Source organism: Novosphingobium mississippiense (assembly GCF_044029535.1).
Lineage (GTDB): Bacteria > Pseudomonadota > Alphaproteobacteria > Sphingomonadales > Sphingomonadaceae > Novosphingobium.
Genome location: NZ_CP147001.1, coordinates 60,498 through 86,292, shown reverse-complemented (window position 1 = coordinate 86,292; position 25,795 = coordinate 60,498). Strand labels below are relative to the sequence as shown.

General features: G+C 66.3%; 28 protein-coding genes and 1 pseudogene. 16 read left to right on the top strand and 13 right to left on the bottom strand.

Annotated elements, in window-relative coordinates; all coding sequences use genetic code 11:
- Positions 1–34: 34 nt before the first annotated feature.
- Entirely contained in the window at positions 35–706 is a 672-nt protein-coding gene (locus WBP06_RS00400) for a glutathione S-transferase family protein (RefSeq protein WP_395333964.1), read from the bottom strand.
- A gap of 254 nt (positions 707–960) precedes the next feature.
- Between WBP06_RS00400 and WBP06_RS00395 the strand changes: the two genes are divergently transcribed.
- Both WBP06_RS00395 and WBP06_RS00390 read left to right on the top strand, forming a co-directional pair.
- The gene (locus WBP06_RS00395) at positions 961–1,344 is read left to right on the top strand and encodes a VOC family protein (RefSeq protein ID WP_395330727.1); all 384 of its coding nucleotides are present in this window, start codon (positions 961–963) and stop codon (positions 1,342–1,344) included.
- Positions 1,345–1,402: 58 nt separating this feature from the next.
- Positions 1,403–1,789 (top strand): VOC family protein, encoded by a 387-nt coding sequence (locus tag WBP06_RS00390; protein WP_395330725.1) that lies wholly within the window; start codon positions 1,403–1,405, stop codon positions 1,787–1,789.
- A 223-nt stretch (positions 1,790–2,012) separates the two neighbouring features.
- On the opposite strand, the gene WBP06_RS00385 is transcribed toward WBP06_RS00390, so the two are convergent.
- The 5 genes from WBP06_RS00385 to WBP06_RS00365 all read right to left on the bottom strand — a co-directional run bounded on the left by WBP06_RS00385 (position 2,013) and on the right by WBP06_RS00365 (position 6,338).
- Positions 2,013–2,645, bottom strand: a complete 633-nt coding sequence (locus WBP06_RS00385) for a hypothetical protein (RefSeq protein ID WP_395330723.1) — start codon at positions 2,643–2,645, stop codon at positions 2,013–2,015.
- A 134-nt stretch (positions 2,646–2,779) separates the two neighbouring features.
- On the bottom strand, positions 2,780–3,772 hold the full coding sequence (locus WBP06_RS00380) for a sterol desaturase family protein (protein WP_395330721.1): 993 nt from the start codon (positions 3,770–3,772) through the stop codon (positions 2,780–2,782).
- 394 nt (positions 3,773–4,166) lie between these two features.
- A complete protein-coding gene (gene metW, locus WBP06_RS00375; protein WP_395330719.1) occupies positions 4,167–4,751 on the bottom strand; it encodes a methionine biosynthesis protein MetW in 585 nt (194 codons plus the stop codon).
- A gap of 2 nt (positions 4,752–4,753) precedes the next feature.
- Positions 4,754–5,194 carry a GNAT family N-acetyltransferase gene (locus tag WBP06_RS00370; RefSeq protein ID WP_395330717.1) on the bottom strand — a complete coding sequence of 147 codons (441 nt, stop codon included), beginning with the start codon at positions 5,192–5,194 and terminating at the stop codon, positions 4,754–4,756.
- A gap of 1 nt (position 5,195) precedes the next feature.
- On the bottom strand, positions 5,196–6,338 hold the full coding sequence (locus WBP06_RS00365) for a homoserine O-acetyltransferase (RefSeq protein ID WP_395330715.1): 1,143 nt from the start codon (positions 6,336–6,338) through the stop codon (positions 5,196–5,198).
- Between the two features lie 454 nt (positions 6,339–6,792).
- Between WBP06_RS00365 and WBP06_RS00360 the strand changes: the two genes are divergently transcribed.
- The 3 genes from WBP06_RS00360 (at position 6,793) to WBP06_RS00350 (ending at position 9,819) form a co-directional block, all read left to right on the top strand.
- On the top strand, positions 6,793–7,911 hold the full coding sequence (locus tag WBP06_RS00360) for a pyridoxal phosphate-dependent aminotransferase (RefSeq protein ID WP_395330712.1): 1,119 nt from the start codon (positions 6,793–6,795) through the stop codon (positions 7,909–7,911).
- Positions 7,908–8,825, top strand: coding sequence for a prephenate/arogenate dehydrogenase family protein (locus tag WBP06_RS00355; protein WP_395330710.1), 918 nt, complete (start codon positions 7,908–7,910; stop codon positions 8,823–8,825). Before WBP06_RS00360 ends, WBP06_RS00355 begins: the two co-directional genes overlap by 4 nt.
- 214 nt (positions 8,826–9,039) lie before the next feature.
- Entirely contained in the window at positions 9,040–9,819 is a 780-nt protein-coding gene (locus WBP06_RS00350) for a transglutaminase family protein (protein WP_395330708.1), read from the top strand.
- 195 nt (positions 9,820–10,014) lie between these two features.
- Here WBP06_RS00350 and WBP06_RS00345 read toward each other — a convergent pair whose 3' ends face one another.
- The 4 genes and pseudogenes from WBP06_RS00345 to ftsE form a co-directional block, all read right to left on the bottom strand.
- Complete coding sequence (locus WBP06_RS00345; RefSeq protein ID WP_395330706.1) at positions 10,015–10,713, bottom strand: lysophospholipid acyltransferase family protein; 699 nt, start codon at positions 10,711–10,713, stop codon at positions 10,015–10,017.
- A complete protein-coding gene (locus WBP06_RS00340; RefSeq protein ID WP_395330704.1) occupies positions 10,710–11,261 on the bottom strand; it encodes a YdcF family protein in 552 nt (183 codons plus the stop codon). Before WBP06_RS00340 ends, WBP06_RS00345 begins: the two co-directional genes overlap by 4 nt.
- A gap of 27 nt (positions 11,262–11,288) precedes the next feature.
- Positions 11,289–12,192: pseudogene (locus tag WBP06_RS00335) on the bottom strand (cell division protein FtsX).
- Between the two features lie 35 nt (positions 12,193–12,227).
- Positions 12,228–12,941 carry a cell division ATP-binding protein FtsE gene (gene ftsE / locus WBP06_RS00330; RefSeq protein ID WP_395330702.1) on the bottom strand — a complete coding sequence of 238 codons (714 nt, stop codon included), beginning with the start codon at positions 12,939–12,941 and terminating at the stop codon, positions 12,228–12,230.
- 194 nt (positions 12,942–13,135) lie between these two features.
- Between ftsE and WBP06_RS00325 the strand changes: the two genes are divergently transcribed.
- The gene (locus tag WBP06_RS00325; protein ID WP_395333962.1) at positions 13,136–14,086 is read left to right on the top strand and encodes a zinc-ribbon domain-containing protein; all 951 of its coding nucleotides are present in this window, start codon (positions 13,136–13,138) and stop codon (positions 14,084–14,086) included.
- 226 nt (positions 14,087–14,312) lie between these two features.
- On the opposite strand, the gene WBP06_RS00320 is transcribed toward WBP06_RS00325, so the two are convergent.
- The 3 genes from WBP06_RS00320 to WBP06_RS00310 all read right to left on the bottom strand — a co-directional run bounded on the left by WBP06_RS00320 (position 14,313) and on the right by WBP06_RS00310 (position 16,146).
- Positions 14,313–14,861: an rRNA large subunit pseudouridine synthase E gene (locus WBP06_RS00320; RefSeq protein WP_395330700.1), complete on the bottom strand. Its 549-nt coding sequence runs from the start codon at positions 14,859–14,861 to the stop codon at positions 14,313–14,315.
- A gap of 46 nt (positions 14,862–14,907) precedes the next feature.
- Complete coding sequence (locus WBP06_RS00315; protein ID WP_395330698.1) at positions 14,908–15,894, bottom strand: TerC family protein; 987 nt, start codon at positions 15,892–15,894, stop codon at positions 14,908–14,910.
- A gap of 75 nt (positions 15,895–15,969) precedes the next feature.
- The gene (locus WBP06_RS00310) at positions 15,970–16,146 is read right to left on the bottom strand and encodes a DUF465 domain-containing protein (protein ID WP_395330696.1); all 177 of its coding nucleotides are present in this window, start codon (positions 16,144–16,146) and stop codon (positions 15,970–15,972) included.
- Positions 16,147–16,512: 366 nt separating this feature from the next.
- Here WBP06_RS00310 and WBP06_RS00305 point away from each other — a divergent pair, with 366 nt between their 5' ends.
- The 10 genes from WBP06_RS00305 (at position 16,513) to WBP06_RS00260 (ending at position 25,738) form a co-directional block, all read left to right on the top strand.
- Positions 16,513–17,424, top strand: a complete 912-nt coding sequence (locus WBP06_RS00305) for an SPFH domain-containing protein (RefSeq protein ID WP_395330694.1) — start codon at positions 16,513–16,515, stop codon at positions 17,422–17,424.
- 32 nt (positions 17,425–17,456) lie between these two features.
- Entirely contained in the window at positions 17,457–17,666 is a 210-nt protein-coding gene (locus WBP06_RS00300) for a toxin-antitoxin system HicB family antitoxin (protein WP_395330692.1), read from the top strand.
- Complete coding sequence (locus tag WBP06_RS00295) at positions 17,663–17,947, top strand: hypothetical protein (RefSeq protein ID WP_395330690.1); 285 nt, start codon at positions 17,663–17,665, stop codon at positions 17,945–17,947. Before WBP06_RS00300 ends, WBP06_RS00295 begins: the two co-directional genes overlap by 4 nt.
- A gap of 4 nt (positions 17,948–17,951) precedes the next feature.
- Positions 17,952–18,917, top strand: coding sequence for an alpha/beta hydrolase (locus WBP06_RS00290; protein ID WP_395330688.1), 966 nt, complete (start codon positions 17,952–17,954; stop codon positions 18,915–18,917).
- Positions 18,918–19,008: 91 nt separating this feature from the next.
- Positions 19,009–19,971 (top strand): right-handed parallel beta-helix repeat-containing protein, encoded by a 963-nt coding sequence (locus WBP06_RS00285; RefSeq protein WP_395330686.1) that lies wholly within the window; start codon positions 19,009–19,011, stop codon positions 19,969–19,971.
- Between the two features lie 261 nt (positions 19,972–20,232).
- Entirely contained in the window at positions 20,233–21,255 is a 1,023-nt protein-coding gene (locus WBP06_RS00280; RefSeq protein WP_395330684.1) for a zinc-dependent alcohol dehydrogenase, read from the top strand.
- A gap of 98 nt (positions 21,256–21,353) precedes the next feature.
- A complete protein-coding gene (locus WBP06_RS00275) occupies positions 21,354–21,755 on the top strand; it encodes a DUF1489 family protein (protein WP_395333960.1) in 402 nt (133 codons plus the stop codon).
- Positions 21,756–21,950: 195 nt separating this feature from the next.
- Entirely contained in the window at positions 21,951–22,787 is an 837-nt protein-coding gene (locus tag WBP06_RS00270) for an alpha/beta fold hydrolase (protein WP_395330682.1), read from the top strand.
- A gap of 308 nt (positions 22,788–23,095) precedes the next feature.
- Positions 23,096–24,001, top strand: coding sequence for a DUF2268 domain-containing putative Zn-dependent protease (locus tag WBP06_RS00265; protein ID WP_395330680.1), 906 nt, complete (start codon positions 23,096–23,098; stop codon positions 23,999–24,001).
- A gap of 90 nt (positions 24,002–24,091) precedes the next feature.
- Positions 24,092–25,738 (top strand): family 43 glycosylhydrolase, encoded by a 1,647-nt coding sequence (locus WBP06_RS00260; RefSeq protein ID WP_395330678.1) that lies wholly within the window; start codon positions 24,092–24,094, stop codon positions 25,736–25,738.
- Positions 25,739–25,795 lie beyond the last annotated feature (57 nt).

Below are 25,795 nucleotides of genomic sequence, written 5' to 3'. Positions count from 1 at the left end.
GCGGGTGGCCCTTGCTTACGCCGCGATCAGCCGCTCAGGCGTCCACTTCGGCGTAGTGGCTGGGCGGTTGGATCACTTCCATGCGCTCACTGAGCAGCGGGCGGAACGAGGGGCGCGACTTCATCACCAGATACCAGCCGCGGGCCTGTTCGTGGCTAGACCAGTCCAGACCGCCCAGATAGTCCGCCACCGAGATTTGCGCGGCGGCGGCCAGATCCGCCAGCGTCATCGTCGAGCCTGCCAGCCAGGGGCGGTTGTCGATCAGATAGTCGATGTAATCGAGGTAATCGTGCGCCAGTTTCATCGATTCGCGCAGGATCTTCGCATCGGGCGACTGGCGCAGGACAAGGCGCTTCTTCATCCGTTCGTGCAGCAGCGGGCCGGATACGTCGTTGAAGAAATTCTCGTCGAACATCGCGATCAGGCGGCGGATTTCGGCGCGCTGCTGCACGGTGCCGCTGATCTGCGGGTTCCGTTCCACCGTTTCCTCGAAATACTCGCAGATCGCGCGGCTGTCGGAGAGGACGATGTTACGCTCCGCCTCCTTCACCACAGGCGTCCGCCCCGCGGGGTTCATCGCGAAGAGCCTGTCCTCACCCTCCCACGGGCGGGCGGTCTGGAGTTCGTAGGCGATGCCCTTTTCGGCCATCAGCAGGCGTACCTTGCGGCTGAACGGGCAGAGCGGGAACTGGAAGATGTGCCACATGGCGATTTTGAATGCCAAACCCGCCCGCCAGCGTCCACCCGAAGCGCTTGCCGGTGGCTGCATGGGGGGCGAAACGCGTGGATAACTGCGCGCCTTGCCGACACGCGCCCCCGCGCTGCGCCGTGCGGCCTGCAGGGGCGACGCGAGCACCGCCGCGATATTCCCCGCCTTGCGCGCGCTGTCGATTGACCCGGCGGCGCGCTGCGGCGAAACCATCGCCACCCGAAAACCGGACCACCGCAAGGGACTCTGTAATGTTCAGCCACATCTGCGTCGGCAGCAACGACCTCAACACCGCCAAGACCTTCTATGACGCCGTATTCGGCACCATGGGCGCAACGCCGCTGATGGCGGATCCCGCCGCCGGCCGCCTTGCCTATGGCCACAACGGTTCCAACTTCATGGTCGTCAGCCCGCTGGACGGCAATGCCGCCACCTTCGCCAACGGCGGCACCGTGGGCTTCACCATGGACAGCAGCGACGCGGTGGACGCCTGGCATGCCGCGGGCTGTGCCGCCGGTGGCGCCAGTTGCGAGGATGCGCCGGGGCCGCGCGAATTCCCGTTCGGCACGCTCTACCTCGCGTACTTGCGCGATCCCGACAACAACAAGCTCTGCGCGATGTATCGCGTGGGCTGAACCGCCTTCAGAATCGGCCCGTGCAGCGACGCGGGCCGGGATTTCCGGGAGAGAGACGATGATCCTGAAGAGCCTGCGCCTCGGCACCAATGACCTTGAAAAGGCACGTGAATTCTACGACGCGACGTTCGCCACGCTGGGCGTCGCGCCCTGCCAGTCGACGCCGGAATGGCCGATCGTGATGTGGGATGTCGATGGCCTGAAGTTTCTGCTGGGCCCCGCGCGCGATGGGCAGCCTGCCACCCATGCCAATGGCGGCACCATCATCTTCGAGGCGCCGGACGCGGATACCGTTCGCGCCTGGCATGCCGCCGGCATCGCCCACGGCGGTTCGTGCGAGGGCCAGCCCGAGGAAAAACCCCAGGCGCGCGGCGCTTTCGGGGCCTATATGCGCGATCCGGACGGCAACAAACTGGGCATGTATGCCGGGCTCAAGATGGGCTGAACGGGCGGTTCGGGTCACCTCGGCCGAGCGTGACCCGAACGGCACCTAACCGCACCTGAACTGCACGAAGACGGCCCCCGAAGCCAAGCGAATCCACCATGGGCGGATTTCGCGAAACCAGTGCCCTGCCCCCCACCTTCGCGGGGGCGACGACAGTGATGGATTGGGGATCAGCCTGGGTGCACCTGAGTGCCCGGGCCTGTCGATCTGTTCCGCCGATATCCTACGCGTCCGCCAGTTTCTTGCGGAACAGCGACCTGACCAAACGGTCTTCAAGGATACGCCCCACGACATAGAGCGTGGCGAAGATCCCCGCAAAGACATAGGCGGCGGTGGGCGAATTCTTGTCCTTGCCCTTATCCTTATCCTTCCCGTCCTTGTCCTTCCTGGCGTCGGGCTTTTCGGGTTCGGGCGCGCCGAGGGCCTTGTCGATCGGGTTCATCGGCGCCTGTGCCTTCTCCTTCTCCTTTTCGGCTTTCTCGTCCGCCGCCTTTTCCGCGGCCGTCGGCGGCTTTTCCAGCGCGCCCAGCACCACCGTCAATTGCCCGAAGGCCAGGAACAGCAGCGGCGCCAGAAAGCAGAACAGCAGCGCGCGGCTGGTCAGGTGATAGTGCAGCACCGATCCGCCGGCGCCCTGTTCGATCTGCAGCACGCCGCCATCGAAGACCGCCATCTTGTCCTGGGCGGCCTGGTCCTTCTTGCGGAAAGTCAGCCTGTCGTCGGTGCGTTCGTGATGGGTGCCGTATTCATCGAACAGCGAATCGAGCCGTTTGAAAGCGTCATCGCTCGATTGCCCGGGGGCGAGCGTCAGGCTGCCCCTGATGTGCCAGATCCAGTCGATGAAGCGCGAGGTCATGGTATCCCCTTTTTGGGAGCGTTTCTTGGCGACAGCACTCAGGCCGAACCGGTCATGGGGGGCCGGCCTGGGCATCTCGGATAGATTTTGGATGAGCGGGTCGGCGCAAGGCCGACACCGCTGCCCGGCAGGCGTTACTCGGCAGGGACCGCGACCGAGGACGGATCCTCCCGGCGGAAGCGCTCCTTGATCGTGCGCCACGCCTCCGTGAAGGGGAAGGTCATCTGTTCGCGGATCGACATGCGGCGGCCGCCTTCCATGCCCAGCAGTTCCGCCTCTCCATCGATGCAGGTGCCGAACATGCGATCGATGAAGATGAAGGTGTTGGAATAGTTGCTGCGGCTGGCTTCATAGTCGCGCGAATGGTGGACGCTGTGATGTTCGGTGGTGTTGAACAAAAACCGCCACCAGCGCGGCGAATTGAAGCGGACGTTGATGTGCTGGTAGGCGCCCACGGCCATGCCGAAACTGCCCGCCAGCAGTGCCGCGCGCGGCAGGAAATCGAAGAAGCCGCCGAAACCAAGGCCGATCAGAAACAGTTCGGTCGGGTTGCCCACGGCGCCCTTGTTGATGTTCAACTGTGTGATGTAGTGGTGCACCGAATGGCTCAGCCACAGCGGATACCAGTTGTGCATGCCACGATGCATCCAATACTGGCCGAAATCGAAGATGAACAGGATCAGGAAGGCCTGCACCAGCAGGGGAAGACCGGTAAACCACGCGAACTTTTCCCAGTTCATCGCGTGCTGGATCGCCTCCGTCATCACGCCGTCGCCGATGTAATTGTCCACCAGGCTCAGCACGGTGTAGCCAAGGCCGACGTAGAACAGATCGACGGTGACTTCCTTCCAGGTCAGCTGCCAGCTTTCATGGCGCGGGAAGAACCATTCCATCGCCATCAGCAGCACCTTGAAACCGATGCCGATGCCGATCGCGGTCGATGCCTTGGCGATCGAGTTGGGGGCGTAGTACCAGAACGCCAGCAGCGCGAAGAGGACGGTGGGCTGGAACCAGGTAAAGACGAACCGCTTTACCGGACCGCCTTCCACCCGGGGGACGTTTTCCCACCCCACGGTGACCGGCGATTGGGTGCCTATCAGCCTTTTTCCAACGAGAACTCCGTCCATACGCCTGACCCCGTAATACTTGACTACCCATCTTAGTAATACTAATTTAAGGTATCGTAATACGAACGTAATGGTTCGTCCAGATCATATTGCAGGTGCGAAGAATCGCAGTTTCGGCGCCTTTCTCGCATATTTGTTGCGCGCACGCCAATCTGCAGGCCGCGCCGGAGCCAGCCTCTGCGCAGTCGCAGCGAATCGTTGTTGGATTGGAAAATGCCCGTTCGGGCATTTTCATGCGGCACCAGCCCGCTCCCGTCCCGAAGAACACGAAAAGGTCCGGGGGACCTTTTCGCTGAGGGGGCCGACCACCCATCAGGATACACTCGTGGGAGGTCGGGTGGGGGAGCGGGCTGGTGCCGCAAAATCCGCCTTCAGCGGATTTTCAAACGGACTCTCAACGGGAGAGCAGGAACACCGCGTGTTCGGCGCGGAAGTTGGCCGCCGCCGCGCTGCACTGCTTGTCGCCGGACAGGAACCAGGCGCCTTCAACCTTGATCCCGCGTTCTTTCACCAGTTCTCGGAAGTCCTCCACGGTCAGGTGGTGGATGTTGGGCGTGGCGTACCACGGCACCGGCAACAGCCGCGTCACCGGCATCCGCCCGCCCCACAGCAGCGAGAGGCGCACGCGCCAATGCGCGAAGTTGGGGAAGCTGACGAAGGCGCGGCGGCCGATGCGCAGCAGTTCTTCCAGCACGATGTCGGGCCGCATCGTCGTCTGCAACGTCTGCGACAGGATCGCGTAATCGACCGACTGGTCCGGATAGAAAGCCAGATCCTTGTCGGCGTCGCCCTGGATCACCGACAGGCCCTTGCCGACGCAGACGCCGACATCGTGCGAATCCAGTTCCATGCCGCGCGCATCGCAACGCTTGTCGTCGCGCAAGGCCTGCATCAGCGTGCCATCGCCGCAGCCGACGTCCAGCACGCGCGATCCCGGCGCGACATTGGCGGCGATCACCGCAAGATCGGGGCGCAACATGGTCAGGCGTCCACTTCCAGAATGGCGGCGAACGGTCCCGAAAGCTTTTCCATCAACCGGTCGGGCCGGGCCAGCGAATTGAAACCCAGATCGGCGTAGACGCCGTGGGCATCGCGCGTGGCCAGCATGAAGCGGCGAATATCGGCATAGTCCGCATTGTCGAGGAACCAGCCGACCATCCTGCGGCCCAGCCCCTGCCCGCGCGCAGGTTCATCCACCCAGACATCGGCCAGCCAGGCGAAGCTGGCACGGTCCGAAATCACGCGGGCGAAACCCACTTGCGTGCCGTCCGCCAGATAGGCGCCCAGGCAGTGCGATCCGGCGATCTGGCGCTCCACCTGTTCGCGCGCGACGCCCGGCGTCCAGTAGCTCGACGCCAGCCAGCCGTGAATGCGCGCAACGTCCAGCCGCAAAACGTCGTCGGACAGTTCGATCTCGGGCATCTTAGCGGCCTTCTCCCCGGGGTCTCTCACTCAGGAAACCTTCGACCACCCGGTCCAGCGCAGGCACATCGAGCAGGAACGAGTCGTGCCCGAACGGGGCGGACAGTTCCACGAAGCTCACCGGCAGGCCGGCGGCGTTCAGCGCGTGGACCACATTGCGCGAATCCGCCGTGGGGTAGAGCCAGTCGGTATCGAAGCTGACGAGGCAGAAGCGCGCCTTGGACTGGGCGAAGGCATTGGCGAGCAAGCCGCCATGTTCCTCTGCCAGATCGAAATAGTCCATCGCGCGGGTGATGTAGAGGTACGAGTTGGCGTCGAACCGATCGGTGAAGGCCAGCCCCTGATAGCGCAGGTAGCTCTCGATCTGGAAATCGGCGTCGAACCCGAAGGTCTTTTCCTCGCGATTCTGCAGGCGCCGGCCGAACTTCTCGGTCAGCCCCACTTCCGACAGATAGGTGATGTGCGCGGCCATGCGGGCGACGGACAGGCCCTTTTCGGGGCCCTTGCCGCCATTTTCCTTGGCTTCGTAATAGGCGCCCTCGCGCCACTCCGGATCGGCCATGATCGCCTGCCGGCCCACTTCGTGGAACGCGATGTTCTGCGCCGAATGGCGCGCGGTGGAGGCGATCACCAGCGCCGCGCGCGTGCGGTCCGCGAAGTTGGCGGCCAGGCTCAGCGCCTGCATCCCGCCCATCGATCCGCCGACCACGGCATAGAGGCTGTCGATCCCCAGCGCGTCCAGCAGCGCCACGTGGCCACGCACCATGTCGCGCACGGTGATCACCGGGAAGCGCATGCCCCAGGGCTTGCCGTCTTCGGCCAGGCTGGCGGGGCCGGTGGAGCCCATGCAGGACCCGATGACATTGGCGCAGATCACGAAGAAGCGGTCCGTGTCGATCGGCTTGCCCGGGCCGACCATGCGCACCCACCAGCCGGGCTTGCCGGTCTTCGGGTGGTTGGAGACCACGTGATGGTCGCCCGTCAGCGCGTGGCAGATCAGGATCGCGTTGTCCTTCGCCGCGTTCAGCGTGCCGTGCGTCTCATAAGCGATGCGCGCGCCGGGAAGGCTCTGCCCGCCATCGAGCGGGAGCGGCTGGGTCAGTTCGAGAACCTGACTGGAGTCGGTGATCTGCGTGGTTGCCATGATGAACTGAGCCAAGTGGGGGACGGTGTTCCCGCTGTCAATTGTTCTGGCCGGTTTGAAAAGTGCGCGGGTGCGCATTTTCGTTACTCCGACCATGCACTCGTCCCCGAACCCGCTCAGGCTGAGCCTGTCGAAGCCCTGGAGGCGTGGCGCTGTACCTCCCACCCTTCGACAAGCTCAGGATGAGCGGAGTTTCAACAAACCGCGCCGATTCCAAATCCCGTCATCCCCGCGAAGGCGGGGATCCCGCTTCCTTTTTGCGACGCCGCAAACAAGAACCAGAATAAGCGGCCCCCCGCCTTCGCGGGGGCGACGAGGTAATATGTCGGAAGCTTGACTCAGGAACGGCGCAGTATTGTGACGAACGGCAACCCAGCGCCCGATCGATCCGTTCCCTATCGCCAAAATCGCCCCCTGTCCTTCGCCGTCCCGCTGGGTTAAAGGCCGGGCCATCATGACCGACAGCCAGACCATCAGCACCCGCCAAGCCCCGCAGCCCAAGCCGTGGATCGAGGCGATCCATGCCTATGTTCCCGGCAAGTCCAAGGGCAAGGACGGCAAGCCGCTGATCAAGCTGTCCGCCAATGAAAACCCGCTGGGCACCAGCAGCCATGCGCTCGACGCGCGGGCGCAGGCGCCGGCGCTCTATCCCGATCCGGACAGCACCGCGCTGCGCGCCGCCATCGCCGCCAAGCACGGGCTGGACGCCGCGCGCGTGGTGATGGGCACCGGCTCCGACGAACTGCTGAACCTGGCGGCGCAGGGCTATGCCGGGCTGGGCGACGAAGTGATCTACGTGCGCTACGGCTTTTCGGTCTACGATATTGCCGCGCGGCGCTGCGGTGCGACGCCGATCGTCGCGCCCGATGCCGATTTCGGCACCGATGTCGACGCGCTGCTGGCGCTGGTGACCGAACGGACGCGCGTGGTCTTCGTGGCCAATCCGAACAACCCCACCGGATCCTTCCTGCCGGGCGGCGAGATCGCGCGCCTGCATGCCGGGCTTCCGGCCGACGTGCTGCTGGTGCTGGACCAGGCCTACGGCGAATATGTCGCGCCGGAGGATGACGACGGTTCGCTGGCGCTGGCCGCCGCGCATGACAACGTGCTGGTGACGCGCACCTTCTCCAAGATCTTCGGCCTGGCCGGTGAACGCATCGGCTGGGCCACCGGCGCGCCGGGGCTGGTGGCCACGCTCAACCGCATTCGCGGGCCGTTCAACGTCTCTGCCACCGGGCAGGCGATGGCGCTGGCGGCACTGGCCGACGATGCCTTCGTGGAGGCAAGCCGCATCCACAACCGTGACGAGCGCGCGCGCTTCGTGGGTAAGCTGGCCGCGCTGGGCAATCACGGGCTGCGCCCACTGCCGACGCAGGCCAACTTCGTGCTCGTCCTGTTCGAAGGCGCGCTGACGGCGGAGGCCGCGTTCGAGGGCCTTGCCGACCGCGGCTACATCGTCCGCTGGCTGCCGGGACAGGGCCTGCCGCAGGCGCTGCGCGTGACCATCGGCAAGCCCGAGGACATGGACGCGATTGCCGAAGGTCTGCGCGAAATGGCGGAAGCGGCACGATGAGCCTGTCCAACATCGCCATCATCGGCCTTGGCCTGCAGGGCGGCTCCATCGGCCTTGCCGTGAAGGAATACCTGCCGGACGCCCGCACCACCGGCTACGACATCAGCACGGCCCACCGCACGCGCGCGGCGGAACGCGGGCTGGTGGACGAAGTCTGCGACACCCCCGCCGATGCCGTGCGCAATGCCGATCTCGTCGTCTTCTGCGTGCCGCCGGGCGCCATGGGCATGGCCGCCGAGCAAGTACGCGATGCCCTGCCCTCGCATTGCCTGGTCAGCGATGTCGGCTCCAGCAAGCAGGCCATCGCCCGCGATCTGGGCGCCGCCCTGCCCGATCACATGGTGATCCCCGCGCACCCGGTGGCCGGCACCGAGAATTCGGGGCCCGATGCCGGCTTCGCGCACCTGTTCCGCAACCGCTGGTGCATCGTCACCCCGCCCGCCACCACCGACATGGTGAAGCTGAGCGAGCTGGTCTGCTTCTGGGAAGCGCTGGGCGCCAATGTGGAGATCATGACGCCCGAGCATCATGACCTTGTCCTGGCCGTCACCAGCCACCTGCCGCACCTGATCGCCTATACCATCGTCGGCACCGCGTCCGACCTTGAGGATGTGACGCAGAGCGAGGTGATCAAGTATTCGGCCGGCGGCTTCCGCGACTTCACGCGCATCGCCGCGTCGGACCCGACGATGTGGCGCGACGTGTTCCTGTCCAACAAGGACGCGGTGCTGACGATGCTCCAGCGCTTCACCGAGGATCTGACCGCGCTGCAACGCGCGATCCGCGTGGGCGATGGCGATGCGCTGTTCGACCAGTTCAAGCGCACCCGCACGATCCGCCGCTCGATCATCGACGAAGGACAGGACGATTCCCGCCCCGACTTCGGCCGCAACGATCACGAGAACGGGAAGTAAGGGAGTCTGTTTGGAAAATGCCCTGGGGGGCATTTTCATGCGGCACCGGCCCACTCCCCCACCCGACCTCCCACGAGTGTATCCTGATGGGTGGTCGGGTGGGGGAGTGGGCCGGTGCCGCAAAATCCGGCCACGCCGGATTTTCAAACAACCAACGCAGCCTCACACGATCTGATGCTTTGAGCGGATAAGACCCGCCCGGAGCATCCCGCCGATGAAGCTCGCGATTACCACCCGGCTCGAATACAGCCTGCCCGGCCCCACCGACGTGCTCCTGCAACTGGAGGCGGCGATGATTCCGGAGCAGGTGGTGCACCATGCCCATATCGACCTGCCCCCGCTGGACCACTTTGCGCGGTTGCCGGGGCATGACGATATCGGCGACCGGCTCTGGCTGCATCTCTCCGGCACGCTGACGGTCGAATATCGCGCCATGGTGGAGCCGCAGCGGCTGATCGCCCCGCTGGGCGAACTGGCCGCCCTGCCGCCGCACCTGCTGCCGGCCGAGACGGTGGACTACCTGCTGCCTTCGCGCTTCTGCCCTTCCGACCGGTTTCAGGACTTCGTGCTCGAACGCTTCGGCGCGCTGGCGGGCGGCGGCAAGGTGGCGGCGATCCGCGACTGGGTGGCGGGGCACATGGACTACGTGCCCGGCGCCAGCGACCCGCAGACCACGGCTGCCGACAGCTTCCGATCGGGCCAGGGTGTCTGCCGCGACTATGCCCACCTCGTCATCAGCCTGTGCCGCGCCGCCGCGATCCCGGCGCGCTTCGCCAGCGTCTATGCGCTGGGCGTCGATCCGCAGGACTTCCACGCGGTGGCCGAGGTGTTTCTGGATGGCGCCTGGCATCTGGTCGACGCCACCGAGATGAGCCGGCCCGAAAGCACCGCCAAGATCGGCGTCGGGCCGGACGCGGCGGGCGTGGCGTTCCTGACCAGCTATGCGCCGGTGGAGATGGTCAACCAGTCGGTGGAGGTGAGCGCGGTCGACTGACTGCACCGGCTGTCAAAACCTCTCCCGCTCGGGCAAACTACGCGACCTCTCAAACAACCTTCGTCATCCCCGCGAAGGCGGGGATCCCGCTTCCTTTTTGCCCTTCCGCCAAGGTTGCGAGAAAGAACAAGCGGGGCCCCCGCCTTCGCGGGGGCGACGGAGTTTGGTTCGAAAGGTTGCGGGCCGATCAGCCGATCAGCCGTTCAACGCATTGATCGCTTGCAGCACTTCCGCCTCGACCTGCTCTCGCGGCAGGCCCGGTTCGATGCGCTGGCCGACGCGGATCACCACGGTGCCCGGCTTCTTCCAAAGGCGGTGGTAGAACCGCCCCGAATCCACCGCCACCGGCACCACCGGCAGGTTCAGCAGCTTGTAGAGCCCGGCGAAGCCCGATTGCAGCGGCACCACTTTGCCATGCGGCACGCGCGTGCCTTCGGGAAAGATCGCCAGCGGGCGGCCCTGCGCCGCGAAGCCGCGGGCGGAGGAGACCATCGCGCGCAGCGCCTTGGCGCCTTCGTCGCGCATCACTGTCACCGCGCCGTAACGGCTGGCCGCCCAGCCCCAGCCGGGAAGGTCCATCAGTTCCGCCTTGGGGAACGGCGCGGGGTAGTTCATCATCGCGGGAAGGTCGATCGCTTCGAAAAAGCTCTCGTGCTTCAGCGCGACCAGCACGCCCTCATTGGGCAGTTCGCCTTCGATCCGCAGCGTGATCCCCAGCAGCCAGCGGCAGCAGAAGCGGTGAAACCGCGCCCAGCCCCGCACCCGGCGGCACATCGGCCCGTCGCCCGCGAAAGCGGCCAGCCACACCAGCAGGACGCAGACCATCGTGCCCGGATAGAACACCAGGTAGAAAACCAGGCTGCGGATCACGTCGAGAGGATTGGTGCGGTTCAAGATTTCTTCCAGGGAGGACGGTTCCAGGTATCGAGCGCCATGCGCCCGAAATACTTGTGAAACTCTAGGAACAGGGTGCTGAGGCTGGGGCGCGAGGGGACGGCATCCTCGCGGATGGTCACGCCCTTGGGCAATTCGCGCGCCAGTTCGTAAGCGGCGCGGCGCATGTGCCAGTCCGCCGTCACCAGCCGGATCGAATGGATATTGTGCCGCTTCACCCAGTCCGCCGCCTCCAGCGCGTTGGATCGCGTGTCGAACGCCTCATACCCCAGGGTGATGCAGCATTTCATCAGCGCATCGGGAATGCGGTATTCCGCCGCCAGTTCGCCGGGGCGGACCTCGCGATCGACGCCGGAGATCAGCAGGCGCGGGGCGCGATGCTCCTTCAGCACGTCCAGCGAGCGTTCGATGCGCCCCCGGCTGCCGGTGAGCACGATCACCGCATCGGTCTTCACCGACATGTCGAGCGCGTCCGGAAGCGCGACCGCGAACCAGACGAAGCCGAACAGCCAGAACAGCAGGACAAAGGCGGCAGTGCGACGGAACATGACAGACTATCTAGTACCTTGTGCGCACTATAGCATCTTGCGCAGCGCATGCAGCACTGTGAAACGTGCCGTGAGCATGGCAAGCAGGGTGGACAGCAGCGGCACCAGCGCCAACAGCAGCCAGTCGGTCCACACCAGCGCGCCGCTATCGACCAGCCCGGCGCCCAGCCCGCCGAAGCGGCGGCCGATCGACAGGATCACCACCAGCGCCAGCGCCAGCCCCACGGTGCCGCCGCCGGCCGCATCGAAGCCGATCGAGCGCTGGAACACGCGGGCCACTTGCGTATCGGTGCCGCCCAGCAGGTGCACGATCTCGATCACCTCGCGATTGGCGCCCAGTGCGGAGCGCGCCGCCAGCAGCACCGCCGCCGCCAATGCGAAGGACAGCAGCGCGACCAGCGCGATGGCCAGCACCTGAAGCGAGATCATCGCGTCGAACACCGGCTTCAGCCAGCCGGACTGGGCATCGACGCGGGCAGAGGGCGCCACTTTGGTCAGCGCTGCCTGCAGCGCCTTCAGCCTGGCCGGGGTGGCCGGGCCGTCCAGCCGCACGTTCGATCAGCGCGGGCACGGGGATGGAGGCATTGGTCGCCTCCCCCACGTCGGCACCCAGCCAGGGTTCGATCAGCGCGTCCAGTTCGGCCTGCGGCACCTGCCGCAGCCCGGCGACATGCGGCTGGCGCTTCAGCGCATCGGCCGCGGCCCCGGCCTCGCGCGTGCGCACATCTTCACGCGGTTCCAGCAGTTGCACGGTCACGCCGCCCTCGATCTCCGCCTTGGCGGAGGTGATGGCATTGCCGAGCGCCAGGCCGGCGGCCAGCGCAATGGCGGTCAGCGCCACCATGATCGCGATCACCCAGGGCATCGGCCCGGACATGCGCGCCTGCGGAACCAGTTCGGCACCGCGCACGCCCAGCCGCCGCCAGCCCATGCGCGGGGCACCTTCTTCAGGTGGCTTGCCGAAGATCATGCCGGCTTCCGGGGCGGATAGCGCAGCGCGCCGGTGGGATCGGACAGCCGCCCGCGATCGAGCCGCATGATCAGGCTGTCGGACACCTTGCGCAGCAGGTCCAGATCGTGGGTGGCGACCACCACGGTGGTGCCCTGCCGGTTGAGCATTTCGAACAGGCGCATCAGCTTTTGCGCCATTTCGGGATCGACGTTGCCGGTCGGCTCGTCCGCCACCAGCATCGCCGGGCGCGCGATCACCGCGCGGGCGATGGCCACGCGCTGCTGCTCGCCGCCCGAAAGCGTGGCGGGGCGCGCGTCCAGCCGGTCCGCCAGCCCCACCCACTCCAGAATGTCGCGCACCGGGCCGTAGATGTCCCGTTCCTGATGGCCGGCCACGCGCAGCGGCAGCGCCACGTTGTCGAACGCGGACAAGTGCGGGATCAGGCGGAAATCCTGGAACACCACGCCGATCCGCCGCCGCAGCATCGGCAGGCGTGCGCGCGGCAGGGTGATCGCGTCCGTGCCGAACATGCGGATCGCCCCGCGCGACGGGCGCTGGGCAAGATACAGCAGGCGCAGCAGCGACGTCTTGCCCGCGCCGCTGGTGCCGGTGAGGAAGTAGAACCGCCCGGCGAACAGCGTGAAGGTCAGATCGCTCAACACCTCACGATCGGTGCTGTAGCGCAGGCCGACATTGTCGAAGTGGATGATTTCGCCGTCCGCGGTCATGCTCGTGTGTTCTGGTGACAGGTCGGACCGAACGGGCGACCGAACGTCTGATAGAGTCGGTTTGGAAATGCGCCAAGAACGCATTTTGTGATCACCTAACCCGCATTCAGTGTGGAAAAAAGAGCGCTCCGGCCTGTGCCCACAGGTCTGGCGCTTGTCGCGGGCAAGCCAGTCGTGCTTATAGTTTTGTGACTATGATTATCGCCTGCCCAGCCTGCTCTACGCGTTATGCCGTGCCGGACAGCGCGATCGGCGTCGACGGCCGCACGGTCCGTTGCGCCAAGTGTCGCCACAGCTGGTTCCAGGATGGCCCGGAATTGGCCGATCCGGCAGCCGCGCCGCCGGTTTCGGCGCCGGCTTCAGCTCCGCCTCCCCAACCAGCCCCCGTTCCGCAGGCCGCACCGGAAGAGGGTGCACCGGCCCCTGCTCCCGCGCCACGCCCGGTCGAGCAGGCCCCGCCTGCGCCGGCACCGGCGCCGGTGGCACGCGCTGCTTCCGCCGCATCCGAACCCGCGCCGGGCTTCACCGTACCGCCGCGCACGCCCGCCGTGCGCGTGCCGTCGCCCGAGCCTGAAGCGGATCGCGATCCCCTGCCCCCTTCGCCTCCGCCGGCGCCGGGCACCCGCAATGCGGGCGGCTATTACGACGACACCACGATGCCGCACTATGCGGACGAGGGGCCGTCCAGCTTCGATTTCGCGCCGCCGTTCCGCCCCCGCCGCAACTGGGCCAAGCTGGCGACCATCGCCTCGGTCGTGTTCGCAGGCGCGACGCTGGCACTGACCGGCGCCGTGGCCCTGGGCGGCCTGCCCGACTGGCTGCCGATCCCGCGCCAGACTTTCTCGCAGGCGCAGCCCGACCTTCAGCTGGACTTCCCGCGCAAGCGGCAGGACCGCAAGCCCCTGCCCGACGGCAGCGAGTTCTTCTCGGTTTCCGGCACGATCAGCAACACCGGCAGCGAGACGCGCTACGTGCCCTCGCTCCTGGTGGTGCTGCGCGACAAGCGCGACCGCATCGTCTACGAAAAGGAAGTCGTCCCGTCCAAGCGCAAGCTGAAGCCGGGCGAGGCGATCACCGTGAACGAAGCGCTGACCGACATCCCCAAGTCCGCCTCCGCTGCCGAGATCGGCTGGAAGCCGGATTGAGCGGGTGGGCTTGACCGGCCCCTTCTCTACACAACCAACAACGTCAGCCAAAAAACACCCCGTCGCCCCCGCGAAGGCGGGGGCCCCGCTTCCTTGCGCCACAACGCAACCGCCGCGTGAAAGAAGCGGGATCCCCGCCTTCGCAGGGATGACGGGATGTGCTGTTGACAGGTTGTCAGTAACGGTACGGATTAGCCTCAGCTGGCGGTAATTTGACGCCCACCCCTCAAACCGAAATCTCGCGCCATTCACCCTGCGCAATGCCGTCCAGCGTCCAGTCGCCGATCGCCCAGCGCACCAGCCGCAGCGTGGGATGCCCGACCGCCGCGGTCATACGCCGCACCTGCCGGTTGCGCCCTTCGCGGATGGTCAGTTCGATCCAGCAATCCGGCACCGTCTTGCGGAACCGCACCGGCGGGTTGCGCGGCCAGAGTTCGGGCGGATCGATCCGCCGCGCCTCGGCCGGGCGGGTGGGGCCGTCGTTCAGGGTGACGCCCTTGCGCAAGGCTGCCAGCGCCGCTTCGTCCGGCTCGCCCTCCACTTGCACCAGATAGGTCTTGGCCGTCTTGAAGCGCGGGTCCGAAATGCGCGCCTGCAGGCGGCCATCGTCGGTCAGCAGCATCAGCCCCTCGCTATCGCGGTCCAGCCGCCCGGCGGGGTAGACGCCCGGCACCGCGATATAGTCCGACAGCGTCGCGCGCGGCGTGGGGGAACGCGCATCGGTGAACTGCGGCAGGACGTCGAAGGGCTTGTTGAAGAGGATAAGGCGCGCCATCGGATTACCCCTAGCAGCGCGCTTCCCTCAATCAAACAAGGTCGGTTCAGGCATGGCCGTTTTGCGCCTCCTGCCCGCGCGTCTTCCACAAGGACCAGCCCACGCCGCCGCCGATCAGTGCAATGGTGACGCCCAGGCTCAGCAAGGGCGGGAACTTCGCGCCGTCCAGCAGCAGTTCGGCCACCAGGATCTTGCCGCCGATGAACACCAGCACCATGGCCAGCGCATACTTCAGGTAGTGGAAGCGATGCACCATCGCCGCCAGCGCGAAGTACAACGCGCGCAGGCCCAGGATCGCCATGATGTTGGAGGTGTAGACGATGAAGGTGTCCGTGGTGATCGAGAAGATCGCCGGCACCGAATCCACCGCGAACACAAGATCCGCCAAGTTGATCACCACCAGCGCCAGGAACAGCGGTGTCGCCGCCCAGACCATGCGGCCGGCGTCGTTCGGCTCGCGCACGAAGAAGTGGTGGCCGTGATGCGCCTTGGTCACGCGCATGTGGCGGGAAATCCAGCGGACCACGGGATTGTGCGCCACATCGGGCTGGTGATCGCCGGAAAACAGCATCTTCACGCCGGTGAAGACCAGGAACGCGGCGAAGATATACATCACCCAGTGCGCCTGCGAGACCAGCGCCACACCGCCGGCGATCATCAGTCCGCGCAACACGATCACCGCGATGATGCCCCAGAGCAGCGCGCGATACTGGTACTTGGGCGCGATCGCGAAGAAGCCGAAGATCATCGAGATGACGAAGACGTTGTCGATCGAAAGCGCCTTCTCCAGGAAATAGCCGGTGTACCAGGCGATGCCGTCGGCAGAGCCCTTGGCCCACCAGACCCAGCCGCCGAACGCGACGGCGATGGCGATGTAGAAGGCCGAAAGCTTCAGCGATTCGGCAATGCCCATCTCCCGGTCATCCTTGTGCAGGAAGCCGAGATCGAAGGCGGTAAGTACGAGTACGAGGCCGGCAAACGCCAGCCAGAACCAGGCCGGAGTGCCCAGCCAGTCAGCGAAAAGGAGTTCCACGGATCATGTCCTGCTGAAGGAAGGAAGCGCCGGCGCGTACATGGGGGGCAGCGCGCCGGCGCGAGGGTTACAGGCTTACACTACGGCCGCCGGGGGGACGAACAGCCGGGCCAGCCTGGCCCTTATTCTCAATTTCCTTCGCTCCAGCTCCGCGATCTGAAACAGATTGCGGCGCGTCGAGCCCTGCGCACGGCGCAACTGGGCGTCGAGCATCTGGAAGCGCTCAAGCAGGTGGAACATACGGTCGGTCATAACAGCATCCCTATCGAACAAAGGTTGGTTCGATCGGGTGATCCGACGGCAGTTCCGATTGCCGAGCTGACGGGGCCTGCAAGGGCACTCGGAAACCTGCACCGGGGATCAACCCGATGCGGTCCGACATCACGTGGCGCCTTGGATGCGCAGCGTTCCGAAGAACTGCTGCAAGAGGCGCCGCGCCAGAGGGGCCCGGCCCGCAGGGCACCCAATATGAGCGAATCGATCCGATTTCAACCCCGGTTAGGTGTGCTTTTGACCGTTCGTCCCATCACGCCCTCCTCCTGGCCTGCCAGCACCCGCTTGACCATCCGTCCGAAACCGATATTAAAGTGATATCAAATTAAATGGAGCAAGCCGCCGATGTCCGAGTCGCATCTCCCCATCAATTCCAGCCGTGAAACCACCGCCGGCAGCGCCAGTGGCTATCTGATGCTGGTCGTGTTCCTGGTGCTGCTGGTGGCCATCCTGTTCAGCGTGATCACGTTGGCCAGCGGCAATCCCGGCGGCGGCACCGTGCTGGCGTTCCTGGCCTTCATCCTGCCCGCCGTGGCCTGCGAAGTGCTGATTGCCTCCGGCTTCTACATGATCCAGCCGAATCAGGCGGTGGCCGTCACGCTGTTCGGATCGTACCGCGGAACGGACCGCAATCCCGGCCTGCGCTGGACCTGGCCATGGATGGCCAAGCGCAAGATCTCCGTCCGCGCCAACAACGTCGTTTCCGAAAAGCTAAAAGTGAACGACTTGCGCGGCAACCCGATCGAGATTGCCACCAACGTGGTGTGGCGCGTGGCGGACACCGCGCAGGCGCTCTACGACGTGGACGATTACCGCGCCTTCGTGAACGTGCAGATCGAGGCGGCGGTGCGCTCGATCGGGTCGCGCTATGCCTACGACGATGTCGAGGATGCCGAAGTCACGCTGCGCGGCAGCCATGACGAAGTGAACGCGCAACTGCGTGCCGAACTGATCGAACGGCTGCGCGTGGCCGGCCTGACGGTCGACGAATGCGGCCTGACCCATCTGGCCTATGCCCCCGAAATTGCCGGCGCCATGCTGCGCCGCCAGCAGGCGGAAGCGGTGATCGGCGCCCGCCGCAAGCTGGTGGAAGGCGCGGTTTCCATGGTGGAGATGGCGCTGGCGCAACTGTCCGAAAAGAACGTGGTCGAACTGGATGACGAACGCCGGGCGGCGATGGTCTCCAACCTGATGGTCGTGCTCTGCGGCGAACGCGATACCCAGCCGGTGGTGAATACCGGCACGCTGTACCAGTGACCGCGAACGGCGCGTGACCGTGGCACGTATCCATGGCTAGTCCGGGCAAGAAGGCCTTTCCGCTGCGGATCGATCCGGCGCTCTACGCCGCGCTCGAACGCAGTGCGGTGGCCGATTTCCGCTCGGTCAACGCGCAAGTCGAAGTGCTGCTGCGAGAGGCTTTGGCCAAGCGCGGCGTGAAAGTGGCCGCTGGCGAACCCGCAAAGCGCGGACGCCCGCCGAAGCAGGAGGATGAGGCATGATGGGCAAGTCGACCGAAGACGCGCCGGCGAACGACGGGGCATGGTTCGCCCCCAAGCGCTTCGGCTATGGCGCGGGCCTGCCGATCGCGTGGCAGGGCTGGCTGGTGGTGGCAGGCTATGTCGCGGCGGTGGCCGGGGCCAGCCTGCTCAACCGCATCGGCACCACCGGCGGCCATATCGCCGCCTTCGTGCTGTTCCTGCTGGCGAGCGGCCTGTTCCTCGTCATCGTCGTCCGCCGCACGCGTGGGGGCTGGAAATGGCGCTGGGGCCGGAAAGGCTGAACCGATGCGCACCGCGCCCCTGCTGCTCGCCGCCGCCGCCCTGATCGGCGCATCGCCGCCCGCCACCGAAACCTTCGTCGAAGCGCCCGGCCCCGATGCGCCGCTGAAGGGCACGATGCTGTCGCCCGCCACCCCCGCCGGCAAGGGCGCGCCGGTGGTGCTGATGATCCCCGGCTCCGGCCCCACCGACCGGGACGGCAACAACCCGCTGGGCGTCAAGGCCGCATCGCTGCGCCTGCTGGCGGAAGGCCTTGCCGCGCAGGGCATCGCCAGCGTGCGCATCGACAAGCGCGGCCTCTTCGCCAGCGCCGCCGCGGTGCCGGACGCCAATGCCGTTACCATGGACGATTACGCGGCCGACGCGCACGCATGGATCGCCAGCATCCGCGCCCGCACCGGCGCCAAATGCGTGTGGCTGCTGGGGCATAGCGAAGGCGGGCTGGTCGCCCTGCGCGCCAGCCAAGACCCGTCCGGCATCTGCGGCCTCATTCTCGTTTCCGCGCCAGGCCGGCCATTGGGCACGGTGCTGCGCGATCAGTTGAAAGCGAACCCGGCCAATGCCCCGCTGCTCGACCAGGCCAATGCCGCCATCACGGAACTGGAAGCGGGCCGCCATGTCGACGCGGCCGGCCTCTCCCCTGCCCTTGCCCCGCTGTTCCGGGCGAACGTGCAGGGCTTCCTGATCAGCGCCATGGCCCTCGATCCCGCAAGGCTCGCCGCATCCTATCGCGGGCCGATCCTGATCCTTCAGGGCCAGCGCGACATCCAGGTGACCGAGGAAGACGCCGCCCTGCTCAAGCAAGCCCAGCCCAAGGCCGACTTGCGGCTGCTGCCCGATACCAACCACGTGCTCAAGGTCGTGACCTCGGACGATCGCGCCGCCAATATCGCCACTTATGCCGACCCGGGCCTGCCGCTGACGCCGCAAGTCGTGGCCGACATCGCCACGTTCGTGCGATCCGCCCGCTGATGCCTGAACAGGCACCCGCCTCCTGTCCCGCAAAGAGACGCTGCCAAAGTGACTTGCGCCAAGCTTCGCGCAAGGCGCTAGTCTGCCGCCCATGAACCGCATCGCCCGAATCGCGCCCGCCGCACTTTCGCTTGTCGCTCTTCCGCTGATCGCCCTGCCCGCCACGGGCTCACAGGCGCAGAATGCGACGGCGCCCTACACGGTGGTCGAAACCGGGCGCAGCTATGCGCGGTTGCAGGAGGCGGTGGATGCCATCGGCGATGGGCGCGGCACGATCCGCTTCGCGTCGATGCGCTTTGCCGATTGCGCGGTGCAGGACAAGGGCGAGGTGACCTATCAGGCCGCAGTCCCCGGCCAGTCCATCCTCGACGGCGTGGCGTGCGAGGACAAGGCAGCGCTGGTGCTGCGCGGGCGCGGTGCGCATGTGGACGGCATGGTCTTCGCCAACATCCGCGTGGGCGACAAGAACGGCGCCGGCATCCGGCTGGAACACGGCAACCTCACCATCTCGCAGGCCTGGTTCCGCGACAGCGAGCAGGGCCTGCTGACCGGCGAGGACCAGCGCGGCACCGTCACCATCGACAAGTCCACCTTCAGCCGGCTGGGCACCTGCGAAGGTTCCGGCTGCGCGCATTCGATCTATGTCGGCAACTATGGCGCCCTCACCGTCACCCGCAGCCGGTTCGAGGCGGGCACCGGCGGCCACTACCTCAAGAGCCGCGCGGCGCGGATCGAAGTGAGCGACTGCAGCTTCGACGATTCGGCCGGGCGCGGCACCAATTACATGATCGACCTGCCCGATGGCGCCACCGGGCGCATCGTCAACAACTGGTTCGTGCAGGGGCGCGACAAGGAAAACTACTCCACGTTCATCGCCGTCGCCGCCGAGCATCGCGACCACAGCTCGCAAGGGCTGGTGGTGGACGGCAACAATGCCCGCTTCGCACCGGGGCTGGACCGCAAGAGCGCCTTCGTGGCCGACTGGTCGGACGATGCGGTGAAGCCCGGCGCCAATGTGCTGGGGCCGGGGCTGGCGCGCTACGAAAAGCGCTGAGGGGGCACAGTCGGGGCCCGGATGCGGCCTAGGCGGATTGTCCAGCAATCCCAAACTGTCGCAAGGTTGAAACACCCTTCGACGTAGACTGCGCGCAGCACCGGCGCGCCCTGTTGCCTCGATTTTGCGGCGCGGCCTAAGACTGTCTGCGGATGGGTCGCAGCCTGTCCGGGCCCGATCTTCGCACGGCACGACGAAGCGGCCCGGCATCCGAAACCCGCGAATTCCCCCTTCGCGGCAATGAGATCGAGGAGAGATCCGATGCAGACCATGCGCGCCGCCGTCGCCCGCGAATACCGCGCCCCCCTCACTATCGAGGACGTGCCGATCCCCACCCCCGGCCCCGGCGAAGTGCTGGTGAAAGTGGTGGCCAGCGGCGTGTGCCATACCGATCTTCACGCCATCGACGGCGACTGGCCGGTCAAGGCGGCGCTGCCGCTGATCCCGGGGCATGAAGGCGTGGGCTATGTCGTTGCGCTGGGCGCCGGCGTCACCGATCTCAAGGAAGGCGATGCGGTGGGCGTGCCCTGGCTGCACCATGCCTGCCGCGAATGCGAATATTGCGAGACCGGCTGGGAAACGCTGTGCGAAAAGCAGGCCAACACCGGCTATTCGGTGAACGGCGGCTATGCCGAATACGTGATCGCCAGCGCACCCTTCGTCGGCCGCCTGCCCGCCGATGTGGACTTCGTGTCGATGGCGCCGATCCTCTGCGCGGGCGTGACGGTCTACAAGGGCCTGAAGGAGACCGAGGCGCGGCCCGGCCAATGGGTGGTGGTCTCCGGCGTCGGCGGGCTGGGCCACGTGGCGGTGCAGTACGCCAAGGCCATGGGCCTCAACGTGATCGGCATCGACATCGGCGAATCCAAGCTGAAGCTGGCAAAGAGCCTCGGCGCAGAACTGGCCTTCGACGCCACCGACCCCGAACTTGTCGCCAAGGTCCAGCGGGAAACCGGCGGCGGCGCGCATGGCGTGATCGTCACCGCCGTGTCCCCAGCCGCGTTCTCGCAAGCCATCGCCTGCGCCCGCCGCCGCTCCACCGTCAGCCTGATCGGCCTGCCGCCGGGCGACTTCCCGACGCCGATCTTCGACGTCGTGCTGAAGCGCATCACCATTCGCGGCTCGATCGTCGGCACCCGCCATGATCTGGACGAGGCGATCGCCTTCGCCGCGCAGGGCAAGGTGAAGGCCAAAGTGGCCGCGCGGCCGCTGGAGGATGTGAATCAGGTGCTGGACGATCTGCGCCACGGCCGCATCGACGGCCGCGTCGCCCTGACGCTCTAGGGTCTCGGCCACCGGGGCGGAGGCCGCAATGCCTTCGCCCCGGCCTTTTCGTGCGAACCCCACTGGCTTCATCCGACCCCGCACCCTATCTAGCCGTCATGCCGCTGCACATGACCAAGATCGCCTTCTCCGCCGAAAGCCCGGCGAGCCTTCGGGCATGGCTGGAAAGCCACGGCGACATCGGCGAGGCGCGGCTGACCACGCGCTACCTGCCCAAGCGGCAGGAGGAGATGGTCGGCGGATCGCTCTACTGGATCTACGAACATGCGCTGGTCGGCCGATCGCCGATCCTGGGCTTCGAACAGCGCGAGGACGGGCGCTGGTGGATACGGCTTGCCCCCACGCTGATCCCGGTGGTCACCCAGCCGAAGCGCGCGCATCAGGGCTGGCGCTATCTGGCCGAAAAGGACGCCCCGCGCGATCTGGGCGAAGGCGAATGCGCCGGCGATGCCATGCCGCCCGCGCTCGCGCGCGAACTGGCCAAGCTCGGGCTGGTCTGACGCAGGCTTCGCCCTGCCGCTTGTGACGGACCTCCTCCCACGGCTTGTGCTTGCAAGCGCGCCGCACCTTCACTAGCTTCCCGCCGTCGCCCCATAAGCCATGAATAGTTCATATGCTGCCGGTACTTACCGGGCAGCAAGCGATCTCCCGTGCCGTTTTTCCGATCTCCCACACCCAATGGAAAGGACCGTGCCATGAGCTTCGTCACCACCAAGGACAGCGTCGACATCTTCTTCAAGGACTGGGGCCCGAAAGAAGCCCAGCCGATCATGTTCCACCACGGCTGGCCGCTTTCGGCAGACGACTGGGACGCGCAGATGCTGTTCTTCCTGGGCCAGGGGTTTCGCGTGATCGCGCATGACCGGCGCGGCCATGGCCGTTCCTCGCAAGTGAGCGAGGGCCATACGATGGACCACTACGCCGCCGATGCCTTTGCCGTCGTCGAACATCTGGACCTGAAGAACGCCATCCACATCGGCCATTCCACCGGCGGGGGCGAAGTGGCCCGCTATGTCGCGCGGCACGGCCAGCCGGCCGGGCGCGTGGCCAAGGCCGTGCTGATGAGCGCGGTGCCGCCGCTGATGCTGAAGACGCCGGCCAACCCCGAAGGCTTGCCGCTGGAAGTGTTCGATGGTTTCCGCGCCGCCTTGGCCGCCAACCGCGCACAGTTCTACATCGATGTGCCGGCCGGCCCGTTCTACGGCTTCAACCGCCCGGGCGCGACCGTGATCCAGGGCGCGATCAACAACTGGTGGCGGCAGGGCATGATCGGCAGCGCCAAGGCGCATTACGAAGGCATCAAGGCCTTCTCCGAAACCGACCAGACCGAGGATCTGAAGGCGATCACCGTGCCCACGCTCTGCCTGCATGGTGATGATGATCAGATCGTGCCGATCGACGATGCCTCGCGCAAGTCGGTGGAACTGCTGCCGAACGGATCGATCAAGGTGCTGGCCGGCTTTCCGCATGGCATGCACACCACCCATGCGGACACGATCAACGCCGAACTGCTGGCGTTCATCAAGGGCTGAGCCGAGGGGGAGGCCGCATGGTGCGGCCTCCCCCTTTCCCGTTCTGCTCCCGGTTTTCGCGCGCTTCTCCCCTCAACCGAAACCCCCGTCGCCCCCGCGAAGGCGGGGGCCCCGCTTCCTTCTCGCCACGCGCGCCAAGAAAAGCGGGATCCCCGCCTTCGCGGGGATGACGGGGTTGAGTGGGAGATGGGGTGGCTAGACGACGATGAGCGCGGGCGTGGGCCAGTGGCTGCTCGGATCCAGCGCGCCGCCGACAAGCGGACACACCGCAATTTGACGCGAACCGGCGAAGCGGTCAGCATCCGCGCATGATCCGCCGCCTCGCCGCTTTCGCGCTCTGCCTTTCGGCCCCGCTCTCCGCTGCCGGGGCGCCCGTTGCGCCGCAGATCCTGACCGAAGACGTGGACCGCTTCTTCCGCCTCTACGACGACGCCGGCGGCCATCCCACCGCCGAACAACTGGACAGCGACTATCTCGCGCCCGGCACCGCCGGCCTGCACGAGATCGCCAAACTCCGCAGCGTCACCGGCGCGCGGATTGCCGCCAACATCGCCGCGCACCTCGAAGTCTATGCCAAGGCGCGCACCTGCCTGTCCGTGCTGCCCGCCGTGAAACTGCGGCTGGCGAGCGCCTTTGCCAGGCTCTCCGCCCTCTATCCGGAGGCGAAGAACCCACCGGTCACTTTCGTGATCGGGCGTGGGCGGCCGGTGGGCATCACCGATTCCAGCGGGGTGACGATGGGGCTGGAGGCGCTCTGTTCGGCGGACTTCATGGACCCGAACGTGGAGGACCGCTTCGTCCACACCATCGCCCACGAATATGGCCACATCCAGCAATCGCCCGCGCAGCAGGCGCTGGAGCCCGATACCCCGCAGGCGACGGTGCTGACGATGTCGCTGATGGAAGGCGCGGGCGAATTCACGGCGGAACTGATCTCCGGCGGCGTCGGCAACTATCAGCACGCCGTCTGGATCGAGACCGCCTTCCTGCGCGATGCCGACAAGACCGACCTTTCCGCGTGGATGTACAATGGCGTGGGCGACGCGGCGCAGCCCGGCGACCTGGGCTACTGGGTAGGCTATCGCATCATCAAGGCCTATTACCTCCGCGCGCATGACAAGCAGCAGGCGCTGCGCGAAATCTACGCGATGCCCGATCCCAAGGCATTTCTGGCAAAGAGCGGCTGGAAACCGGGGATGACGATCCCGGGCTGATCCGCCGGCCCCCCTGCCATGACGGCTTGCCGAAACGGGTCCCTTCTGAAATAGAATGATCAATCTAATTCTATCGGGAGGGGGCAGGATATGGAATCGCGGCGCAATGCGTTGAAGTTGGCGATCGGCGGCACGCTTGCGGTATCGGGCGCGGCCAGGGCCCAATCGCCCTCTCCGTCCGAGCCGGCGCATTCCACGGACACCCCGCAATGCCCCCCTGCCCCGCAATGGGCGCGCGGTATCGAGGGGCAGCGCAAAGCGGATCTGGGCGATGGCCGCTATCTCAATCCGATCCTGCCCGGTGACTATCCCGATCCCAGCGTGCTGAAGGACGGCGACGATTACTACATGACGCATTCGTCGTTCGATGCGGCGCCGGGGTTGCTGATCTGGCATTCGCGCGATCTGGTGAACTGGCGGCCGATCGGCCCCGCGCTGCAAAAGCCGCTGGGCACCGGCTTCGCCGTCGATCTGGTGAAGCATGGCGGACGCTACTTCATCTATATCCCCTTCATGAAGGCGGACTGGTCGCAGGGCCTGGCCAGCTTCGCCAACATCTACGTGATCCATGCCGAGAGCATGGCCGGGCCGTGGAGCGATCCGATCGATCTGAAGATCGGCGGGCTGATCGATCCCGGCCATGCGGTGGGGGAGGACGGCCACCGCTACCTGTTCTTCAACGAGGGAAAGCGGGTTCGCCTGTCTCCGGATGGACTGTCGACCGCCGGCCCGGTCGAAACCGCCTACCAGGCCTGGCACTATCCGGACGACTGGATCACCGAAGCGTGGTCACCCGAAGGCCCGAAGCTGTTCCGCCGCGGCGACTATTTCTATCTGGTCAACGCAGTGGGCGGCACCAGCGGCCCGGCGACCGGGCACATGATCGTCGTCGCCCGGTCCCGCTCCATCCATGGACCCTGGGAGAATTGCCCGCACAATCCGGTGCAGCGAACGCGATCGGAAGCGGAACTCTGGTGGTCGCGCGGGCACGCCACGTGCGTAGAGGGGCCGGGCGGGCAGTGGTTCATGGTCTATCACGGCTATGAGAACGGCTTCCACACACTGGGCCGGCAGACCTTGCTCGAACCCATCGAATGGACCGCCGATGGCTGGTTCCGCAGCGCCGGGGGCGATCTATCGACGCCGCTGGCCAAGCCGACCGGCCCGGCCGTGCCGCATGGCATGGCGCATTCGGACGATTTTCGCAGCAACCGCCTCGGCACCTTGTGGAGCCTGCACGCCAGCCCTCCGGCAGAGAGCACGCGCGTCACCGTGGCGGACGGTCGGCTGACGCTGGCCGCCAAGGGCACCGGCCCTGCGAACGGTTCGCCGCTGACCCAGCAAGTGGGCGACCGCGCCTTCACGATCGAGGTGGAACTGGAACTGGTTGGCGCGGCGCAGGGCGGATTGCTGCTGTTCTTCGATGACCGCCTGTTCCTGGGCATGGGCATCGACGGCCAACGCATGACCACCTATCGCGGCGGCAAGCCGTCTTACTGGCAGGAACCCGCCCCGGCCGCGCGGCGGATGCACATGCGCATCACCAATGACCGACAGGTGGTGACCTTCCACTACAGCACCGATGGCACCAACTGGACGCGCCATGGCGTGCGCAGCTACGTGGCCGGCTACAATGCCAACACCGTGGACGACCTGCTGAGCCTGCGCCCCGCCCTGTTCGCCACAGGCGCCGGTAGCGTGGTCTTCCGCAATTTCCGCTATCGCGCGCTGGAGTAAGAGGTTGTTTGGGAACTGCCCGGACGAGGCATTCCCAAACAGGGCCCCTCGCCAAAG

Excerpts from the sequence above, each read along its gene's own strand:
- WBP06_RS00300 (WP_395330692.1), top strand. The coding sequence starts at position 17,457 with ATGGCTAGTCCGGGCAAGAAGGCCTTTCCGCTGCGGATCGATCCGGCG.
- WBP06_RS00390 (WP_395330725.1), top strand. The coding sequence starts at position 1,403 with ATGATCCTGAAGAGCCTGCGCCTCGGCACCAATGACCTTGAAAAGGCA.
- WBP06_RS00265 (WP_395330680.1), top strand. The coding sequence starts at position 23,096 with ATGATCCGCCGCCTCGCCGCTTTCGCGCTCTGCCTTTCGGCCCCGCTC.
- ftsE (WP_395330702.1), bottom strand. The coding sequence starts at position 12,941 with ATGACCGCGGACGGCGAAATCATCCACTTCGACAATGTCGGCCTGCGC.
- WBP06_RS00275 (WP_395333960.1), top strand. The coding sequence starts at position 21,354 with ATGCCGCTGCACATGACCAAGATCGCCTTCTCCGCCGAAAGCCCGGCG.
- WBP06_RS00280 (WP_395330684.1), top strand. The coding sequence starts at position 20,233 with ATGCAGACCATGCGCGCCGCCGTCGCCCGCGAATACCGCGCCCCCCTC.
- WBP06_RS00380 (WP_395330721.1), bottom strand. The coding sequence starts at position 3,772 with ATGGACGGAGTTCTCGTTGGAAAAAGGCTGATAGGCACCCAATCGCCG.
- WBP06_RS00365 (WP_395330715.1), bottom strand. The coding sequence starts at position 6,338 with ATGGCAACCACGCAGATCACCGACTCCAGTCAGGTTCTCGAACTGACC.
- WBP06_RS00260 (WP_395330678.1), top strand. The coding sequence starts at position 24,092 with ATGGAATCGCGGCGCAATGCGTTGAAGTTGGCGATCGGCGGCACGCTT.
- WBP06_RS00395 (WP_395330727.1), top strand. The coding sequence starts at position 961 with ATGTTCAGCCACATCTGCGTCGGCAGCAACGACCTCAACACCGCCAAG.
- WBP06_RS00290 (WP_395330688.1), top strand. The coding sequence starts at position 17,952 with ATGCGCACCGCGCCCCTGCTGCTCGCCGCCGCCGCCCTGATCGGCGCA.
- WBP06_RS00310 (WP_395330696.1), bottom strand. The coding sequence starts at position 16,146 with ATGACCGACCGTATGTTCCACCTGCTTGAGCGCTTCCAGATGCTCGAC.
- WBP06_RS00355 (WP_395330710.1), top strand. The coding sequence starts at position 7,908 with ATGAGCCTGTCCAACATCGCCATCATCGGCCTTGGCCTGCAGGGCGGC.
- metW (WP_395330719.1), bottom strand. The coding sequence starts at position 4,751 with ATGTTGCGCCCCGATCTTGCGGTGATCGCCGCCAATGTCGCGCCGGGA.
- WBP06_RS00340 (WP_395330704.1), bottom strand. The coding sequence starts at position 11,261 with ATGTTCCGTCGCACTGCCGCCTTTGTCCTGCTGTTCTGGCTGTTCGGC.
- WBP06_RS00400 (WP_395333964.1), bottom strand. The coding sequence starts at position 706 with ATGTGGCACATCTTCCAGTTCCCGCTCTGCCCGTTCAGCCGCAAGGTA.
- WBP06_RS00320 (WP_395330700.1), bottom strand. The coding sequence starts at position 14,861 with ATGGCGCGCCTTATCCTCTTCAACAAGCCCTTCGACGTCCTGCCGCAG.
- WBP06_RS00325 (WP_395333962.1), top strand. The coding sequence starts at position 13,136 with ATGATTATCGCCTGCCCAGCCTGCTCTACGCGTTATGCCGTGCCGGAC.
- WBP06_RS00305 (WP_395330694.1), top strand. The coding sequence starts at position 16,513 with ATGTCCGAGTCGCATCTCCCCATCAATTCCAGCCGTGAAACCACCGCC.
- WBP06_RS00295 (WP_395330690.1), top strand. The coding sequence starts at position 17,663 with ATGATGGGCAAGTCGACCGAAGACGCGCCGGCGAACGACGGGGCATGG.
- WBP06_RS00385 (WP_395330723.1), bottom strand. The coding sequence starts at position 2,645 with ATGACCTCGCGCTTCATCGACTGGATCTGGCACATCAGGGGCAGCCTG.
- WBP06_RS00270 (WP_395330682.1), top strand. The coding sequence starts at position 21,951 with ATGAGCTTCGTCACCACCAAGGACAGCGTCGACATCTTCTTCAAGGAC.
- WBP06_RS00370 (WP_395330717.1), bottom strand. The coding sequence starts at position 5,194 with ATGCCCGAGATCGAACTGTCCGACGACGTTTTGCGGCTGGACGTTGCG.
- WBP06_RS00360 (WP_395330712.1), top strand. The coding sequence starts at position 6,793 with ATGACCGACAGCCAGACCATCAGCACCCGCCAAGCCCCGCAGCCCAAG.
- WBP06_RS00285 (WP_395330686.1), top strand. The coding sequence starts at position 19,009 with ATGAACCGCATCGCCCGAATCGCGCCCGCCGCACTTTCGCTTGTCGCT.
- WBP06_RS00350 (WP_395330708.1), top strand. The coding sequence starts at position 9,040 with ATGAAGCTCGCGATTACCACCCGGCTCGAATACAGCCTGCCCGGCCCC.